Below are 15,519 nucleotides of genomic sequence, written 5' to 3'. Positions count from 1 at the left end.
AACAGCTAACAAGCTCTGGCTATTCCTTTGAATAGCTCTTCTTGCCATTCTGATAGACCGCTACCAGACCGTTGACACGAACCACGATCGCGTTAAGCGACTCCACCGAAGCGCCGACCTGTTCGGCACTACTTCTGGAGCTTGCTGCGCTGGCTACAAATTCGGCTATCTGATTGGTGATCTCCGAGCTACCCGTGGCACTGGCCTGCACGCTATTGGCAATCTCTCGCGTAGTCGCTGTCTGCTCGTCCACAGCCGCGGCGACTGTTGTCTGGTAACTATCGATCTGTTGGATTATTTCGCCGATTCTGGAGATGACATCGCTGGCATTACCCGCATCTTCCTGAATCGCGGCGATGCGTGACGAGATCTCGTCAGTTGCCCGAGCTGTCTCCTTGGCCAGCTCCTTGACCTCATTTGCCACCACGGCAAAGCCCTTGCCCGAATCCCCCGCGCGCGCCGCTTCGATGGTGGCATTCAATGCCAGCAGATTGGTTTGCTCGGCAATCGAGGTAATGACCTTGAGCACATTACCAATACCCGTACTGGACTCGCTCAATTGGCCGACTGTCGTATTTGCCTGTTCAGCCAATGCCACCGCATCTTGTCCGACCGTGACCGCGTCAGATGCACAGCGTGCCACCTCTCGAATGGCGACGTTCATCTCTTCAGTCGACACGGCGGTACTCTGGACGCAATTGTTGATAAGCGCAGCACTACTGGCTACCCGCTCGACACGTACCGATGTTTCTGTCGCATCATGATTGAGCTCACGACTGGTCAGAGCCAGCTCGTTAGCCGCTTCCGCCAACGTATTGGTGTTGGCTCCGATTTCGACAAAGGCATGACTCAATGACTGGAGCAATCGTTCCAGTCCCTGACCAATCTGCCCAAGAGAATCATCGCCCTTGACTTCAATAGTGGCCTCAAGATTTCCAGCGACAGCCTGATTGACGCTTTGCAGCAGGGAATGTACTTGAAGTCGCAGGCTTTCAGCAGCCTGTTTTTCCTCACGGACATTATCCTCGGCAGTTGCCAACAACTCTTTCTGTACCCGGCGTTTTTCTGCAGCCAATTCGGCTGCTTGCGCTTGTTGAGCTGCTTTTTCAACATTAACCAGTTCATTCTGCTCCAGCAATCGTATGTTCTCTGCAGCTCTTGACTGGCTGATGGCAAGCTGTGAAGCGGCGCGGCGCTTGTCAATGTCAATTAGCCTGCATGCATAAAACAGCACTGCGCCTTCAAAACCCACCCAACCCACGTGTCGAAGCAGCTGAAACCAGGGAGTTTGCAACACACCGAATATGGACATCGGAAACAGGACGGATCGCAGGACATGATCCAGCGCGCCAACAACAATACCGGTCAGAACAACTCGCCAATCAAAATACAGAGCGATAAAGGCCATCATCATGAAGAAGTGAAAATGCCCCTCGTCGCGACCACCGGACAGATGAATGAAAATGGCAGTGAACAGCATGGTAGAAGCAGCAATGACATGTCGAGTAACTGGACTTCCGGGCCTGCTTCGAGCCAACCACGCAGGAAACAGCGTCAATAAACCTCCGAGACCGACCGCTATGAACACGTGTAGATGAACGGAACTCTGACTGCCCGCCCAGGTAGTCGGCGTCATGTAAAGCGCTAATAGAACGGCTGCTGGCCACTGGACACAAAACAAACAGATAAAGAATTTGTCGATACGGCAATGAAATTTTTGTTGCTCGAGTCGGTAAATACTCTCCGCCTTGGCGGACTGTTCATCCGCCAGTCGCTTTTCGTCATCATTGGCAGTGGACAATATGGAAACGTCAGCCCTGCCCAGCTCTGCCAGATTCTTCACATCCTATACTCGGTTCGCCAATATCATCGGGGTCTGCCTGTACTTCCGGTTTTGATTATTCAACGGGTTCTGTAATTCTTGAGAATGCTGGCTGACGAGACCCGTCGGCAACTTGCGATCATCGTCCCGCTCTTCGTGCAAGCCGCATCCAAAGACGGGGTTCAATACCGGTGCCAGAGGATCAACGCCTGTATCGCCGAGGATAGAACTGATCAGCGTGGCGCTTCCACGGTTCGAGCCGGCATGGCCGCGAGACGGTGTGATACCGCCTGCAAATCGAAGCTTTGCGTCGGTGCCATACAACAACACCTGACCCGAGGTGTAAGCACCAAAATATTTCGCCAGCTCGCCATCAACATCAGTATGCGATTGGGTGCCGGGCAAACTGTTTGCTATGCGTCTGAGATCTGAGGCCGCCCAAATATCAGGCATTGCGGATACATCGGCCGGTTGATAAAAGAGCACATGCAGGTCGAACTGTCCGTAGAGACGATTGGTCATGCCTTCCAGCTCCACGAGGGTGGCCCGGGTGCAAGGACACAATGGATGGGCAAACAGTACAACGGTCGGCTTGCCCGTTGTGGGCACAATGCCGCTGGATGCCTCTGAGGGCCATAGCGTCGGAGCGACACCTGCCTGACCGGGCTGGGAACCGTAGTCGGCCATCACGAACAAGGCTGTTCCTGCCAGTCCCAGCCAGAGACCGATCATGGCTCCTAGACGTTTGTCAGACTGAGACATCATGCGTCTCTTTCCCCATTTCTCACCTGTTTAACTACTAGTGGCAGTGGTGGGGATATCTGGAGGAAATATAGCGCAGTAAATGTAACATTTGTAAAAAGGAAAGGCTATTCGGCCGATAACTCCAGAATCGTCAGCCACTGCGACTCCATAACCGGCTGGATCGACAAACGACTGCCCTTGCGCAAGAGCAGCATTTCACTCAGCTCATCAACCGTTCGCAGGTATTCCAACGACAGCACCTTCTTGAGTTTTTTCTTGAACTTCACATCCACCATGACCCAGCGTGGGTTCTCTTCGCTGGCCTTGGGGTCGTAGTATTTTGACTCCGGATCCAGCGCCGTGAAATCCGGATAGGCTTCGCGCACCACTTCAACGATCCCGACAATTCCGGGGACCTTGCAACTGGAGTGATAGAAGAAGCCCAGATCGCCTTTTTTCATATCATCACGCATCAGGTTTCTCGCCTGGTAGTTGCGAATGCCATCCCAATGATCTTTTTTGCCCTTCATTGCTTTCAGGTCATCAATACTGAATGCGTCCGGCTCAGATTTGAATAGCCAGTAATTCATGTCAAACTCTCCTGAAAGTCGGGATTGATTTTGATTCCTGCAGTTACAGGACACGGTATTGTGCCTGTCAGGCAGGCTCTACTTCAAGAATCCCGCATCAGTGACCACCGCTAGCGACAATAAACCGGTAAGCTTCCGCAATGCCCGATACCAATGCTGTACAGCACTTTTCAGACCTTGCACTGCCTGACGCCGTCTTGCGCGCAGTCCAAGCCGTAGGTTACGAAACACCTACCCCCATACAGTCTCGTACTATTCCACCTCTGGTGGAAGGTCGGGACCTGCTCGGGCACGCGCCCACAGGAACCGGCAAGACGGCCGCGTTTGCCTTGCCAATTCTGGCTCGAATGGATATGAATGCCCAAGGCGTTCAAGCACTGGTTCTCGCCCCCACACGCGAACTTGCCATTCAGGTAGCTGAGGCATTTGCCAAGTATGCCACCCACATGAAAAATCTGCGGGTGCTGCCTATCTATGGAGGCCAGGACTACACCGGCCAGATCCGTCAACTCAACCGCGGCGTGAATGTCGTTGTAGGTACCCCCGGACGCATCATGGACCACATGCGCCGTGGCACTCTTAAACTGGACAATCTCAAGACCCTGGTTCTGGATGAAGCAGACGAAATGCTTCGTATGGGATTCATCGACGATGTCGAATGGATTCTGGAGCAAACGCCACCCACCCGTCAGATGGCGCTGTTCTCAGCCACCATGCCTTCCGTCATTCGCCGTATTGCGGCCAAACACTTGACCGATCCGGTTGAGATCAACGTAGAAAGCACAGCAGCCACAGCCGCCTCGATTCGTCAGCGCTACTGGGTTGTCAGCGGCCTGCACAAGCTTGATGCACTCACTCGAATTCTGGAAGCCGAAACCTTCGACGGCATGATCGTGTTCGTCAGAACCCGAACGGCCACCACAGAAATTGCCGACAAACTCAGCGCTCGTGGCTTTGCAGCCTCTGCCATGAATGGCGACATGCCGCAAAAACAACGCGAGCAGATGGTCAACAAGCTCAAGAAAGGCCAACTGGACATTCTGGTGGCCACTGATGTGGTTGCCCGTGGACTGGACGTCGATCGCATCAGTCATGTTGTCAACTATGACATCCCTTCCGACACTGAATCCTACGTCCATCGCATTGGCCGAACAGGTCGTGCCGGACGTACTGGTGATGCAATCCTGTTTGTCACCCAGCGCGAACGTCGCCTGCTGGGCACCATCGAACGGGCTACACGTCAGAAAATCGAACCTCTGCAATTGCCGACCATCGAGATGGTCAACAACAAGCGCATCGCAGATTTCAAGCAAAGCATCAGCGACAATCTTGCCACTGGCGAGCTGAGCTACCTGCAACGCCTGATCGAAGATTTCTCACGTGATCACGACATTCCTGCCGAGCGCGTCGCAGCGGCACTGGCACGGATGTACCTGGGCGACCAGCCACTGATACTCACTGACAAGAACGACCATAGTGAGCGCAAGGCGAAGCAACGCAAGGAACGAGACGATCGTCGTCCAGCAGCAGCCAGCGAACGGCCGGAACGCGTCAGACAGGACTCTCGTCCGGTACCTTCACGCGATTCAAATCCGTACAGCAAGCCAGAAGCAGCTGCGGCTGCACCTCAGGCAGCTGCAAAGCATACCGACAGCCCTGTTGCGAAGCCTGCTTCCGAACCTGCTGAAAAAGCTGTTGTTCATCAGGAAGTTACTGATGATTCGCGTGCCTCCCGTCGCCGTGCAGCTGATGAAGCTGCCATGGAAATGGAGAACTTCCGCGTTGAAGTCGGCGAAACCCACGGGGTCAAGCCCGAGAATCTGATGGGTGCTATTGCCAACGAAGCCGGACTAGATGCCGCTTTCATTGGTCGCATCAAGATTCACGACAGCTACAGCACGGTTGAACTGCCATCGGGTATGCCCAAGTTCCTGCTGAAGGATCTCAAGCGCATCTGGGTCTGCGAGCGTCAGCTCAATATGTCCAAGGTCTCTGACTCATCCGCAGGCAGCAGTGCACCCAGTGCCAGTCGCAAGCCCAAGTCTTTAGACGGTGGTCACAAAGCTCCCAAGAAAGCAGCTTCGGAGTCTGGCAGCAAAGAAAAATCTGGTAGTGGCGGCAGCAACTCAGCACCCAAGACAGATGCGAAAGGCGAAGTACGCAAGAAAGAGCGTCATCGTGACCGGAAGAGCAAAGGTAAGTCTGGCAAATAGGCTTACTTTCTGAATGCGCTGAACTGACCCGATAACGGGGGTCGGTTCAGCGCACGATCAAAGAATTTCTGATATCCCTGTGGCTTGATACTCAGAGAGCCGGTTATTTTAAAAGTACAGCGCGGCTAGTGAAGTACAGGGCAGCTAGTGCAGCAGGCGCATAGCCTGAGCAGCCAGGGTATTGAGTGCTGCGGCATCCAGCATCCCGCGCCCCAATACACGAATCGCAACCACCATCGATAACAAGCCTTTGGCGCTGGCCTCCGGATCGAGACTCAGAGGCAGCTCCTTGCGAGCTTGAGCCTGCTTGATATTGCGTGAAAAGAACGATTCAAGCTCACGCAAGCCATCGCGCACAATCTGATTGACCGCCTCGCCATGAATGGCAAGATCGGACGATGTATTAATCAGAAAACACCCCTTTTTCAATGGATCTGCCAATGTATCGGCAACGATGCCATCGAAGAATTTGCGCAGCGTTAGCATCGGATCATCGAGGGCTTCCAGCTCTGTCAGCATTGCACAGCGATATTCCTGGTCATACTTCTGCAGCGCCCGGATAAACAACTGCTCTTTGCCACCAAAGGCATTGTAGAGACTGCCGCGAGTAATCCCTGTTTCAGCAATCAGATCGGCGATGGAAGCCGGTTCAAAGCCCTTCTGCCAGAACACATCCATGGCTTTGGAGACCGCCACTTCTTCATCAAATGATTTTTCCCAGGGCATGGTTCACTCTTCACCTTGTCTAGCCTGTCAGCACTTATCGGCAGTATAAACCGATCGTTACAAACCTGGCAAACGCATGCCGTATCAACTTGCGAGTCACTTCGGAGTTAACTGAAATTCTGGCTCGGAACTGACCGGCTGGATGCATTCGGCGCCTTCATTCGTGCTTTTGTTCACATAATTGCTCACTTCGGTAAAAGTCAGTGCATCGTTACTGGCAGGTTTTATCAATGCATCCAGCGACTGCCTGTCCCCCTCCTGCAGCCAGGCCATGGCCTCGTTGGCAGATAGCAGCAAAACGGGCATACGATCATGCACCATGCTCATGGCATCATTTGCCGAGATTGTGACCACGGAGACCTCCAGCTTGTCAGCCTCGGTTGTGGATCGCTTGTAGATGCCTGCCAGAAACATGGCCGAAGCCTGTGCCGGCGTCATGTAATAGGCTGACACCAGCTTCTTGTCCTGCCGCTTCCATTCGTAGAATCCATTGATGGGAACCAGCACTCGCTGACTTTCCATCAGAGGTTTCCACAACCGCGACGACCACAATTTGTCATCACGGGCGTTCTGAACGCGACGAGTTACCATGCCATTCTTGCCAGGCAACAGCATCGACACACCCCAGCTCATGGGCTGCAGTGACAGCTGCGCATCCAGCATGACGACATCCAGTGTCTGGGTTGGAGCAATATTGAAGCGAGGATCTCGTGTTGGCCAGGTCTTCATGCCCAGTGACTCCAGCAACAGACGAACCCCGTCGTTATCGGATACATTGACTCTGCCGCACATACGACTCTCCTGTGATCAATGGGGCACGTGAAATAAATAGCTCATTTTTCCACGATCTCTCGAGGTCTACAATGACAAAGCAAATCTGAGGCCCCGTGAACCAATGAATTGTCTCACGCCCCCCGACACGCCATATCACAACAAATCCCGGACACACCCTTGCAAACACCCACAGTCGATTTAGCAGTGCACGTGAATGCTCCCATCGTCACCGTTTTCGCACAACCGGCGGCCGACGCCAGATGCACCAGCGAAGCACTGTATGGCGAAGTGATCGAGGTGCTGGCAAAACAGGGTGACTGGCTTGAGATACGGCAACAGCGCGATGGCTATAAAGGTTTTGTTGAAGCACGACATCTGACAAAGCCGGACTCATCGGCATCACCTGTCAATTCACACTGGGTCTCCCAACGCAGCACCTTGTTGTTCCAACAGGCCGATCTGAAAAGCCCACTGAGCCATCGCATCCCCTTCGGCTCGGAACTGGCGCTGAGCGACACCACAACCCATTCTTTCAGCAAGACTGCCTGCGGACATTACGTCTGGACAGCTCACTGCCTACCCCTGTCCGAGAGCCATCCCGCTAACCCACTGGAACTGGCAAGCTCGCTGTTTCTGGGTAGCCCCTATCTCTGGGGCGGACGCTCACCGGCAGGTATTGATTGCTCTGGCCTGGTCCAAGCTCTGGCTCGTTCGCAAGGCATTACCTTGCCGCGCGACAGCGGTGACCAGGAGGTCTGGCTGCAAACCGATGTGGAGGCCGATGATTATCGAGCCATGGACCTGGTTTTCTGGCCCGGCCACACCGGCATACTGATCTCAACTGACCAGATTCTGCATGCCACAGCCCATACCTTGAACTGTCTTATCGAACCGCTCGACGATGTCATCTCCCGTGCAGGTCCAGTAAGTTCGGTCAAACGGATTTTTTGACAGCCCCGATTCCCAGACGCATTGCCAGAGGCACAGATTGCGTCTTGCGAATGCGAAGCTCGGACATCGAACCCTTCTCCATCAGTAGATCCAGCTTCAACCCGAACAAGAACGGGTACCACTCTCGTGACAAGGGTGTCTTCCAGCGCCACAGGCATTCTTCGATGGCCGCATGAGTCTCGGCCGTGGCAGGCTCTGGTGGCGTGAAAGTCTCGCCATTGAACACCGGGTGATAGACAAATCGGGCGATGGCCTCAAACTCAGCGGGCACCCCATGACGCAACAATGCCGCTTGCCAGGCTTGCACAGGATCAGCGCCGGGCAGACGACTACTGGCCATGACATCCATCAACAGACAATCGGTATGCAGCATGCCGGTCGGATTCAATAAGCATGAAGCGGTATCTGATCGCCCCAGCCAGGGCCCGACAAACAGTCGCTGTGGACAATAATCATTGGCATACAGATTGTCCCAGAGCACCAACTCATGATCGCAACCAGGCACTAGTTGCCGAATATCATCGGCATTCGCCTGCCTGGCAACGATATCCGAACCGCAGTACAACACAATATGCTCTGCCTCCAGAGTAGACAGGAAGTCGGGCAGATAATCAGTCGCAGATCCTGCCAGCTCATTGGCATAGATACGCGGAGTTATCCACAACTTGTCCCCCAGAGCCTCAGCCAGTGTATTGCTCAGACGTGCATGTGCCAGACCTTCGGAGCTGATACCGGCGTTGCGGGTGTGGAAATCCTCATCAATGTCGTCCATCAGAAGCGATAACTGATCGGCCCCGTCTTCACGCAGCTGCCGGAACTTGTTCAGCAAGACTTGCAGATCAGCCCCACCAGAGAGGTGGTTATAGTCAAAGTCCAGACCCGGCGCAACACCTGCGACTACGGAAATCCCCAGCCGCTTTGCAGTCTCGCAAAAGCGCCTGAATTGCTCACGCCAGGTCGCATCATAAGGTGTGCGCCAGTGCAGACGGTGCAAAGCGTCTTCCTTCGGTGCGTAGTAATAAGTGTCCTGCCCCAGCCCGGCCATGGTCTCCAGCAACAGGTGTCGCTCCTGCCAGCTGAGTAATCGCCCGTAATACCCTTCAGCGTACCCGTGTACTACCTGTCTCATTCCGAATGCCATGTTGATCTGGTGGTGGTATCAGAGTAGCCGACACCTACATCAGGCGCTATAGTCAGTCACGCAATTGCACCGGCACGATCAGATGAATGACATGGCAATGAAGGAACAGAACTCACTGGGCGTGTATGCCGACAGGCGCATGCTCAGAATTCTGCTGCTCGGCTCCATGAGTGGCCTACCCTGGGTGCTTATCGGCAGCGCTTTGTCTCTGTGGCTCAAGGAAGAGGGTTTGAGTCGCAGCACGATCGGTTTTGCTTCGCTGATATTCGGTGTCTACAGCATCAACTTTCTGTGGGCTCCTTTGATAGATCGCATTCGCATCCCCTGGCTCACCGAACGCATCGGTCAGCGTAAGGCATGGATCGTCTGTCTGCAGGCCATGATCGTACTTTGCATTCTGCTCTGGGGCTTCGTCAACCCGGTGGACAATCTGGCTGTCGTCATCGCCATCGGACTGGTTATCGCCATCAGCTCGGCATCCCAGGACATCACTATCGATGCCTTGCGTATCGAACAGATTGGCCGCTTTGAAACCGGCTCCATGGCAGCTGGTGCTGCGGTTGCCGTGGTCGGCTGGTGGACCGGTTACAAGCTGGGGGGATTTCTGGCCTTGATGATTGCCGACAGCCTGCAACAACGCGGCCTCGACAACTACTGGCAGCTGACCTTTCAGTTTCTGGCCTTACTCATTGTTGCCATGAATGCCTTGCTACTACTGATCCCCGAGGCTTCCTGGCGCGAACGACAGGCAGCCCAGGATCGCGATCAGGCCGCTATCGGCTCACTCATGGGTGGTGAGGGGCGTGGCATTCTTGCCTGGCTCAGCAGCACCATCGTGGCACCGTTCACCAGTTTCTTCCGCCTCAATGGCGTCAAGGTGGCACTGGCCATTCTGGGCTTCATCTTCCTGTTCAAGATTGGTGAGGCCTTTGTTGGCAAGATGTCGATCATCTTCTATAAGGAAGTCGGATTCTCCAAATCAGACATCGCCATCTACTCGAAGGGGCTGGGCTGGGTTGTCACCGTAATATTTACGCTCATCGGTGGCTGGTTTGCCGTCAAACAGGGCATCGTCAGAGCCTTGTTCGTTGCAGGTATTGCCATGGCTGCCACCAACCTGATGTTCTCCTTCATGGCCTGGAGCAGCGAGCCTTCCACATTGTTGTTTGCAGCGGCCGTTCTGGTCGATGATGTAACCGCCTCGGTTGCCACCGTCATATTCGTCACCTTTATTTCCTTGCTGGTCGATCGAACCTATACCGCGACCCAATATGCGTTGCTAGCCTCCCTGGGTACCACTGGCAGAACCTTGTTGGCGGCCTCATCCGGGTTGATGGTGGACAAGCTTGGCGGGGATTGGGGCATGTTCTTCATCATCACCGCGCTCATGGTCATCCCCTCCCTGGTACTGCTCTGGTTCGTGCGTGACAAGTTTGGTTTTATCGAGCAGCGAAGACACGAGCAGAACAATGTCTCGCCAGTGATTGCGCAGCGTTATTGACATCCTCCTCTCCCTGAAGAAAGAGGATTCCCACTAAGGAGCGCAATGTCCTGCGCCGAGACGGAGAATATTTCGAGCCGCGTTAACGTCACGATCATGCTGAACACCACATTCAACACATTGCCAGTCTCTTACCGAAAGAGCTCTTATTCCCTGCGGCCCGCACAGACTGCCGCATTCGGAGCACGCTCGCGTGGTATAGGCTTCATTGATTTCTCGGTAGACAATACCGGCCTGCTGGCTCTTGTAGTCGAGCATTGTCTTGAAGCTGGCCCAGCTTGCGTCAAGCACAGACTTGGCCATCGTGGTTTTTGTCAGCTTCGAGCTGCTGACATCTCCCACGTAGATCTCGCCGCATCGATTGACCAGATTGCGGCTGAATTTATGCAGGGCATCTGCTCTGCGATTCCTGATTTTTGCGTGAATCGCCCGGGCGCGCCGCTTGCGTCTTGCCCGTTGGGCCTTGGCAAGCTTGCCCTCCAGGTGGCGATACCAACGTCCCTCCAGCACGGTGCCATCGCTGCAGGTGGCAACGGTTTTCAGACCAAGATCGATACCCATACTGTCTTGCCCCTTGGGACACGTGCGATCAACCGAGACACAGATGCAAAAATACCATCGACCGCGAGCATCCTCAGTGAAACAACCTGCCCTGAACCTGTAATTGGCAAGACCGAAGCTGTCCCATACCTTGAAGTGAGAACCTGCAAAGAAGACCTGCCCGTGCTTCCAGTGAGCTGCCCGAGCCTTGAAGGGCACCCATCCCAACGAGCGTTTATCGCCAAAACTCTTGCGCCACCTCAGCTTGCGACGCTTTGCCGAGAAGCGTTTGCTGGCGTAGTGTTCGGCCGTTTCCTGAATCGTACTGCTGCCAATGTGCTCGAACTGCTTCGAGGCACCAGCCGTGTAAGCAGAGAAGTCAAATCCGGACATCCACCGACCACGCTCCCGAATCATACGATCAGACAGGTCGTTGCAGTAGTTCCATACCTGATTGACTTCTGTCGCCATGCTGCGCAAAAGCGGCGCGTGGCGATTTTTTACCCTGACTTTGAGAACCTTGATGCATGTTGATTTCACAGCTCGATTGTATAACCGTTCCGCCCCCATTTACCCAGATGAGTCAACAATAACTGGCTATATATACAGCATTCCAATTCCTCCCCGCCCTGAACGACGGGGTATCCTTGGAATTGAAGGGATGAAACCGTAACCATCGATAGCCAATGAGCCTTGGAGAAATGTTCGCCGCCTGCGCACCACACGGCGCTCTAAGCGCTCTAAGCGCTCCAAGTGCTATGGGTGCTATGGGTGCTATGGGTGCTTTCCAGGCTTGAAAATTGTTGCGAGTGTCGTTGCAAGCCAAAACTACCCAGTAGACGCACAATCGATGCGGGTGGTGAGTTTGAGGTCATGATGGCGATATCGCTCTGGGCCTGGCTCTGGGCGACGGCCTGGCCGAGTGCTGTCTGTGGTAACTCGCTCAGCACATGACAGGCATGCCGGGCCACCGCTTCTGCCGGGTCCAGCCAATCCACTGGCCACGGGGCAAGCTTGCGCATTTCATTGACCAGAAAGGGATAGTGCGTGCAGCCCAGTGTGATGATATCGGTGCGCCTGCCATCGCTTTCGACAAAACAGGGGGCAATTTCAGCTTGCAGTACGCCCATATCAATAGCTCTGCCCTGCATATGCTGCTCGGACAATCTCGCCAGCTGCGTTGCCCCAACCAGATTGACCTGCCGATGACTGGCAAACTGCCTGATCAGTTCAAGCGTGTAAGGTCGCTGCACGGTACCGGGCGTTGCCAGCACAGTAATCAGCCCGGAGGCCGTTCGCTCGGCAGCAGGCTTGATGGCAGGCACGATGCCCACAAACGGAATATCAAATCGTGAGCGCAAAGAAGGCATGATTAATGTGGAGGCCGTATTACAAGCCACAATAGCCAGGCAAGGGTTGTATTGTTCGATCAGCGTTTCGAACAGACCGATCATTCGCGCGCTTAGTGCAGCACCATCCCAGTCGCCATAGGGGAAGCCTGCATCGTCACCGACATACACGAAACGATGATCGTGCATGATCATTCGTGCTTCGCGCAGCACCGACAAGCCACCAATTCCGGAGTCGAACACGAGTATTGTCATGAGCTTGTGGGTTCCACCCGCAATCTAACGGTGTCAATGAGTGTGGAATGTTACGTGTCAGGAACGTACTTGGCAAAGTGTTGATGAGATTAGTGTATGACGGGCAATAAAGCGTGCCATTTCTTCCTCGTTGGGCAGCATCCCGCTCATCACTTCCACGTAGCCCGGGGCGCGTTCCAGCCTTTGTAACAGAGGCTCCTGCACATTCATCGCAATATATCCGATCTGGGTATAGATCATGGTCATGGCCCGGACATCGGCCTGTGACTGATTGAATCCGAACTTCACAAAGACACTGGCAACGGCCTGAATTCGTTCATTGTCTGCCGATTTCAGGCGACTCTCCAGAGTGGCTTCGTTCCTGGCCCAGTTTCTGATGGCCATATCCAGCTGTGCATCAAACACAGCTTCGTCAAACCAGCAGTCAAACAGATTCAGAACCGCTTCACTGATCGTTTGTGCATAGGCGTTGGCCTGGAGCACTAAAGCCGGTGTGTTTTTGCTCTCCCAGTAACTGATGATGTCATCCAGCAGTGCCTCGCGACTGAGGAAATGGCTATAGAAACCCGTGCGTGACAGGCCGAGCGACTGTGCCAGCGGCATGACCTTGACCGCTTCGACCCCATTGCTCTTGAGCAAGCTGATGGCCTCATCCAGCCAGAGCTGACGGGATCCTGGCGATTTATGCGAACGTGCTGCTGGCATCGTGGAATGGTCTCTGAATGAAATATTTTAAAGATTCTTGACACTAGTGTCGTATTTGCAGACACTAGTGTCAAGCGTGTAATTGATACGCGATTTTATTGCTTGCTGAGGTCGTTCGAGATGTCCAAAGATCCTTTATTGCAACCCTTTCAGCTGAAACATCTCACGCTGAAAAATCGCATCATGACCACCAGTCATGAACCCGCCTATCCGGAAGATGGCATGCCCAAGGATCGCTACCGGGCCTATCACGAAGAGCGTGCAAAAGCCGGGGTCGCACTTGCAATGACAGCGGGCTCAGCAGCGGTCAGTAAAGACTCACCTCCGGTATTCAATAACGTGCTGGCTTACAGGGATGAAGTAGTTCCCTGGATCAAGAATCTGACCGATGCCTGTCATGAGCACGGCTGTGCCGTCATGATTCAATTAACCCACCTGGGTCGACGCACCACCTGGAACAAGGGGGACTGGCTTCCTTCCGTCTCATCATCCAGGCACCGCGAACCCGCTCATCATCATTTTCCCAAACTGATTGAAGAGTGGGATATGGAACGTATCATCGGCGACTTTGCAGATGCTGCAGAACGCATGCAAGCGGGGGGTATGGATGGTATCGAACTACAGATCTATGGCCACCTTCTGGATCAGTTCTGGTCTCCGCTGTCCAATGATCTGGAGGGTGAATACGACGCCAGCTCACTCGAGAACCGCATGCGCTTTCCACTGGAAGTACTGGCTGCCATGCGTAAACGGGTCGGTGACGATTTTATCATTGGTACCCGCTATACCGCAGATGAGGTTGAAAAAGGCGGCATTACTGCCGTTGAAGGACTCGAGATCTCCAAGCGATTGGCTGACTCAGGCATGGTCGATTTTCTCAACGTCATTCGCGGAAGGATCCACACCGACCCTGCCATGACGGATGTTATACCCATCCAGGGTATGCAGAGTGCGCCACATCTGGACTTTGCCGCCAGCGTCAAGAAAGCCACCGGATTACCGACATTTCATGCTGCCAGAATTCCGGATGTCGCCACCGCACGCCATGCCATTGCCGAAGGCTTACTGGACATGGTGGGCATGACTCGAGCACATATGGCAGATCCGCATATCGTGCAGAAAATCGTCGATAGACGCGAGCACGATATTCGTCCTTGTGTGGGTGCCACCTATTGTCTTGATCGCATCTACCAGGGCGGCGAAGCCCTGTGCATTCACAATGCTGCCACAGGTCGTGAGCTAAGTATGCCTCACGATATTCCTGTGGCGACTGACAAAAAGCGGGTTGTAGTCATTGGTACTGGACCTGCAGGCATGGAGGCCGCCCGAGTGGCTGCCGAACGAGGTCATAGGGTGACTGTGTTTGAAGCCGCGGCGGAGCCCGGTGGACAGATCAGGCTTACCGCTCGCAGTCCACGTCGGGCCGAGATGATGTCGATCATCAACTGGCGTATGGAGCAGTGTGCAGCACGCAATGTAGAGTTCCGGTTCAACGTTTTTGCAGAGGCTGATGATGTCATGGCGCTCGAACCGGACGTTGTCATTGTGGCAACAGGGGGACTTCCCAGCACTGAGTTATTCGAAACAAAGGTGGAGCTCGAACACGTTGTAACCAGCTGGGATCTGATTGCAGGCGATACGGTAAAACCTGAAGAATCGATACTGATCTATGACGAGAACGGTGATCATTCCGGTCTACAAGCTGCCGAAATAGCCGCCGAAGCGGGTGCAAGCGTGGAGATCATGACGCCTGATAGAACCTTTGCACCGAACGTCATGGCGATGAATTTGACCCCTTATATGCGTTCGCTGCAGGACAAGGATGTAGCCTTCACGGTCGCCAGACGGCTATTGAATGTCGAAAGAGAGGGTAATCGTCTCAAGGCGACTATTGGCACGGATTACAGCTCGCATACGACAACCGCGCTGTACGATCAGGTTGTGATCAACTATGGAACGCAGCCGTTGGCAGACTTGTATTTTGATTTGAAAGAGTCGTCGTCGAATGGTGGAGCGGTTGATCAGGATGCGCTTATAGCAGGCAAGCCGCAGACTGTCGTGAGGAACCCAGAAGGTCGATTTCAATTGTTTCGTATTGGGGATGCGGTGTCATCGCGCAATACGCATGCGGCTATTTATGATGCGTTGCGATTGGTGAAGGATATTTGATAGTAGACGCTCAGATTATTGCAAGGCGAGCACCCACAC

The 15,519-nt window shown here is 54.0% G+C and carries 13 protein-coding genes; 4 read left to right on the top strand and 9 right to left on the bottom strand.

Annotated elements, in window-relative coordinates; translation table 11 throughout:
- Positions 1 to 19 precede the first annotated feature (19 nt).
- From IMCC3135_RS00380 to IMCC3135_RS00370, 3 genes are all read right to left on the bottom strand, one after another.
- Entirely contained in the window at positions 20 to 1,843 is a 1,824-nt protein-coding gene (locus IMCC3135_RS00380; protein ID WP_088915765.1) for a methyl-accepting chemotaxis protein, read from the bottom strand.
- 3 nt (positions 1,844 to 1,846) lie between these two features.
- Positions 1,847 to 2,587 carry a RedB protein gene (locus IMCC3135_RS00375; RefSeq protein WP_157735653.1) on the bottom strand — a complete coding sequence of 247 codons (741 nt, stop codon included), beginning with the start codon at positions 2,585 to 2,587 and terminating at the stop codon, positions 1,847 to 1,849.
- Positions 2,588 to 2,691: 104 nt separating this feature from the next.
- Entirely contained in the window at positions 2,692 to 3,156 is a 465-nt protein-coding gene (locus IMCC3135_RS00370; protein ID WP_088915763.1) for an EVE domain-containing protein, read from the bottom strand.
- 140 nt (positions 3,157 to 3,296) lie between these two features.
- Between IMCC3135_RS00370 and IMCC3135_RS00365 the strand changes: the two genes are divergently transcribed.
- Complete coding sequence (locus IMCC3135_RS00365; RefSeq protein ID WP_088915762.1) at positions 3,297 to 5,369, top strand: DEAD/DEAH box helicase; 2,073 nt, start codon at positions 3,297 to 3,299, stop codon at positions 5,367 to 5,369.
- A 144-nt stretch (positions 5,370 to 5,513) separates the two neighbouring features.
- Here IMCC3135_RS00365 and IMCC3135_RS00360 read toward each other — a convergent pair whose 3' ends face one another.
- Together IMCC3135_RS00360 and IMCC3135_RS00355 are read right to left on the bottom strand one after the other, a co-directional pair.
- Positions 5,514 to 6,095 (bottom strand): TetR/AcrR family transcriptional regulator, encoded by a 582-nt coding sequence (locus IMCC3135_RS00360; protein ID WP_088915761.1) that lies wholly within the window; start codon positions 6,093 to 6,095, stop codon positions 5,514 to 5,516.
- A gap of 96 nt (positions 6,096 to 6,191) precedes the next feature.
- Positions 6,192 to 6,887 (bottom strand): SOS response-associated peptidase, encoded by a 696-nt coding sequence (locus IMCC3135_RS00355; protein WP_088915760.1) that lies wholly within the window; start codon positions 6,885 to 6,887, stop codon positions 6,192 to 6,194.
- A 159-nt stretch (positions 6,888 to 7,046) separates the two neighbouring features.
- Between IMCC3135_RS00355 and IMCC3135_RS00350 the strand changes: the two genes are divergently transcribed.
- The gene (locus tag IMCC3135_RS00350; protein WP_169727385.1) at positions 7,047 to 7,820 is read left to right on the top strand and encodes a C40 family peptidase; all 774 of its coding nucleotides are present in this window, start codon (positions 7,047 to 7,049) and stop codon (positions 7,818 to 7,820) included.
- On the opposite strand, the gene IMCC3135_RS00345 is transcribed toward IMCC3135_RS00350, so the two are convergent.
- Positions 7,804 to 8,961, bottom strand: coding sequence for a beta-N-acetylglucosaminidase domain-containing protein (locus IMCC3135_RS00345; protein WP_088915758.1), 1,158 nt, complete (start codon positions 8,959 to 8,961; stop codon positions 7,804 to 7,806). The genes IMCC3135_RS00350 and IMCC3135_RS00345 overlap by 17 nt on opposite strands.
- A gap of 91 nt (positions 8,962 to 9,052) precedes the next feature.
- Here IMCC3135_RS00345 and IMCC3135_RS00340 point away from each other — a divergent pair, with 91 nt between their 5' ends.
- Positions 9,053 to 10,462 (top strand): AmpG family muropeptide MFS transporter, encoded by a 1,410-nt coding sequence (locus IMCC3135_RS00340; protein WP_088921611.1) that lies wholly within the window; start codon positions 9,053 to 9,055, stop codon positions 10,460 to 10,462.
- 33 nt (positions 10,463 to 10,495) lie between these two features.
- Here IMCC3135_RS00340 and IMCC3135_RS00335 read toward each other — a convergent pair whose 3' ends face one another.
- From IMCC3135_RS00335 to IMCC3135_RS00325, 3 genes are all read right to left on the bottom strand, one after another.
- The gene (locus tag IMCC3135_RS00335) at positions 10,496 to 11,542 is read right to left on the bottom strand and encodes an RNA-guided endonuclease InsQ/TnpB family protein (RefSeq protein WP_236994719.1); all 1,047 of its coding nucleotides are present in this window, start codon (positions 11,540 to 11,542) and stop codon (positions 10,496 to 10,498) included.
- A 200-nt stretch (positions 11,543 to 11,742) separates the two neighbouring features.
- Positions 11,743 to 12,606 carry a glutamate racemase gene (murI, locus tag IMCC3135_RS00330; protein WP_088915756.1) on the bottom strand — a complete coding sequence of 288 codons (864 nt, stop codon included), beginning with the start codon at positions 12,604 to 12,606 and terminating at the stop codon, positions 11,743 to 11,745.
- Positions 12,607 to 12,663: 57 nt separating this feature from the next.
- Positions 12,664 to 13,311 (bottom strand): TetR/AcrR family transcriptional regulator, encoded by a 648-nt coding sequence (locus IMCC3135_RS00325; RefSeq protein WP_088915755.1) that lies wholly within the window; start codon positions 13,309 to 13,311, stop codon positions 12,664 to 12,666.
- Between the two features lie 120 nt (positions 13,312 to 13,431).
- On the opposite strand from IMCC3135_RS00325, the gene IMCC3135_RS00320 reads away from it, so the two are divergent.
- Entirely contained in the window at positions 13,432 to 15,480 is a 2,049-nt protein-coding gene (locus tag IMCC3135_RS00320; protein WP_088915754.1) for an NADH:flavin oxidoreductase, read from the top strand.
- Positions 15,481 to 15,519: the final 39 nt, after the last annotated feature.

This window comes from Granulosicoccus antarcticus IMCC3135 (genome assembly GCF_002215215.1).
GTDB lineage: Bacteria > Pseudomonadota > Gammaproteobacteria > Granulosicoccales > Granulosicoccaceae > Granulosicoccus > Granulosicoccus antarcticus.
This window is presented reverse-complemented; position numbering and strand designations above follow the sequence as displayed.

Bases quoted from the DNA above. Each gene is read 5' to 3' on its own strand.
- IMCC3135_RS00375 (WP_157735653.1), bottom strand. From the start codon at position 2,587: ATGATGTCTCAGTCTGACAAACGTCTAGGAGCCATGATCGGTCTCTGG.
- IMCC3135_RS00370 (WP_088915763.1), bottom strand. From the start codon at position 3,156: ATGAATTACTGGCTATTCAAATCTGAGCCGGACGCATTCAGTATTGAT.
- IMCC3135_RS00365 (WP_088915762.1), top strand. From the start codon at position 3,297: ATGCCCGATACCAATGCTGTACAGCACTTTTCAGACCTTGCACTGCCT.
- IMCC3135_RS00360 (WP_088915761.1), bottom strand. From the start codon at position 6,095: ATGCCCTGGGAAAAATCATTTGATGAAGAAGTGGCGGTCTCCAAAGCC.
- IMCC3135_RS00355 (WP_088915760.1), bottom strand. From the start codon at position 6,887: ATGTGCGGCAGAGTCAATGTATCCGATAACGACGGGGTTCGTCTGTTG.
- IMCC3135_RS00345 (WP_088915758.1), bottom strand. From the start codon at position 8,961: ATGGCATTCGGAATGAGACAGGTAGTACACGGGTACGCTGAAGGGTAT.
- IMCC3135_RS00340 (WP_088921611.1), top strand. From the start codon at position 9,053: ATGGCAATGAAGGAACAGAACTCACTGGGCGTGTATGCCGACAGGCGC.
- murI (WP_088915756.1), bottom strand. From the start codon at position 12,606: ATGACAATACTCGTGTTCGACTCCGGAATTGGTGGCTTGTCGGTGCTG.
- IMCC3135_RS00325 (WP_088915755.1), bottom strand. From the start codon at position 13,311: ATGCCAGCAGCACGTTCGCATAAATCGCCAGGATCCCGTCAGCTCTGG.
- IMCC3135_RS00320 (WP_088915754.1), top strand. From the start codon at position 13,432: ATGTCCAAAGATCCTTTATTGCAACCCTTTCAGCTGAAACATCTCACG.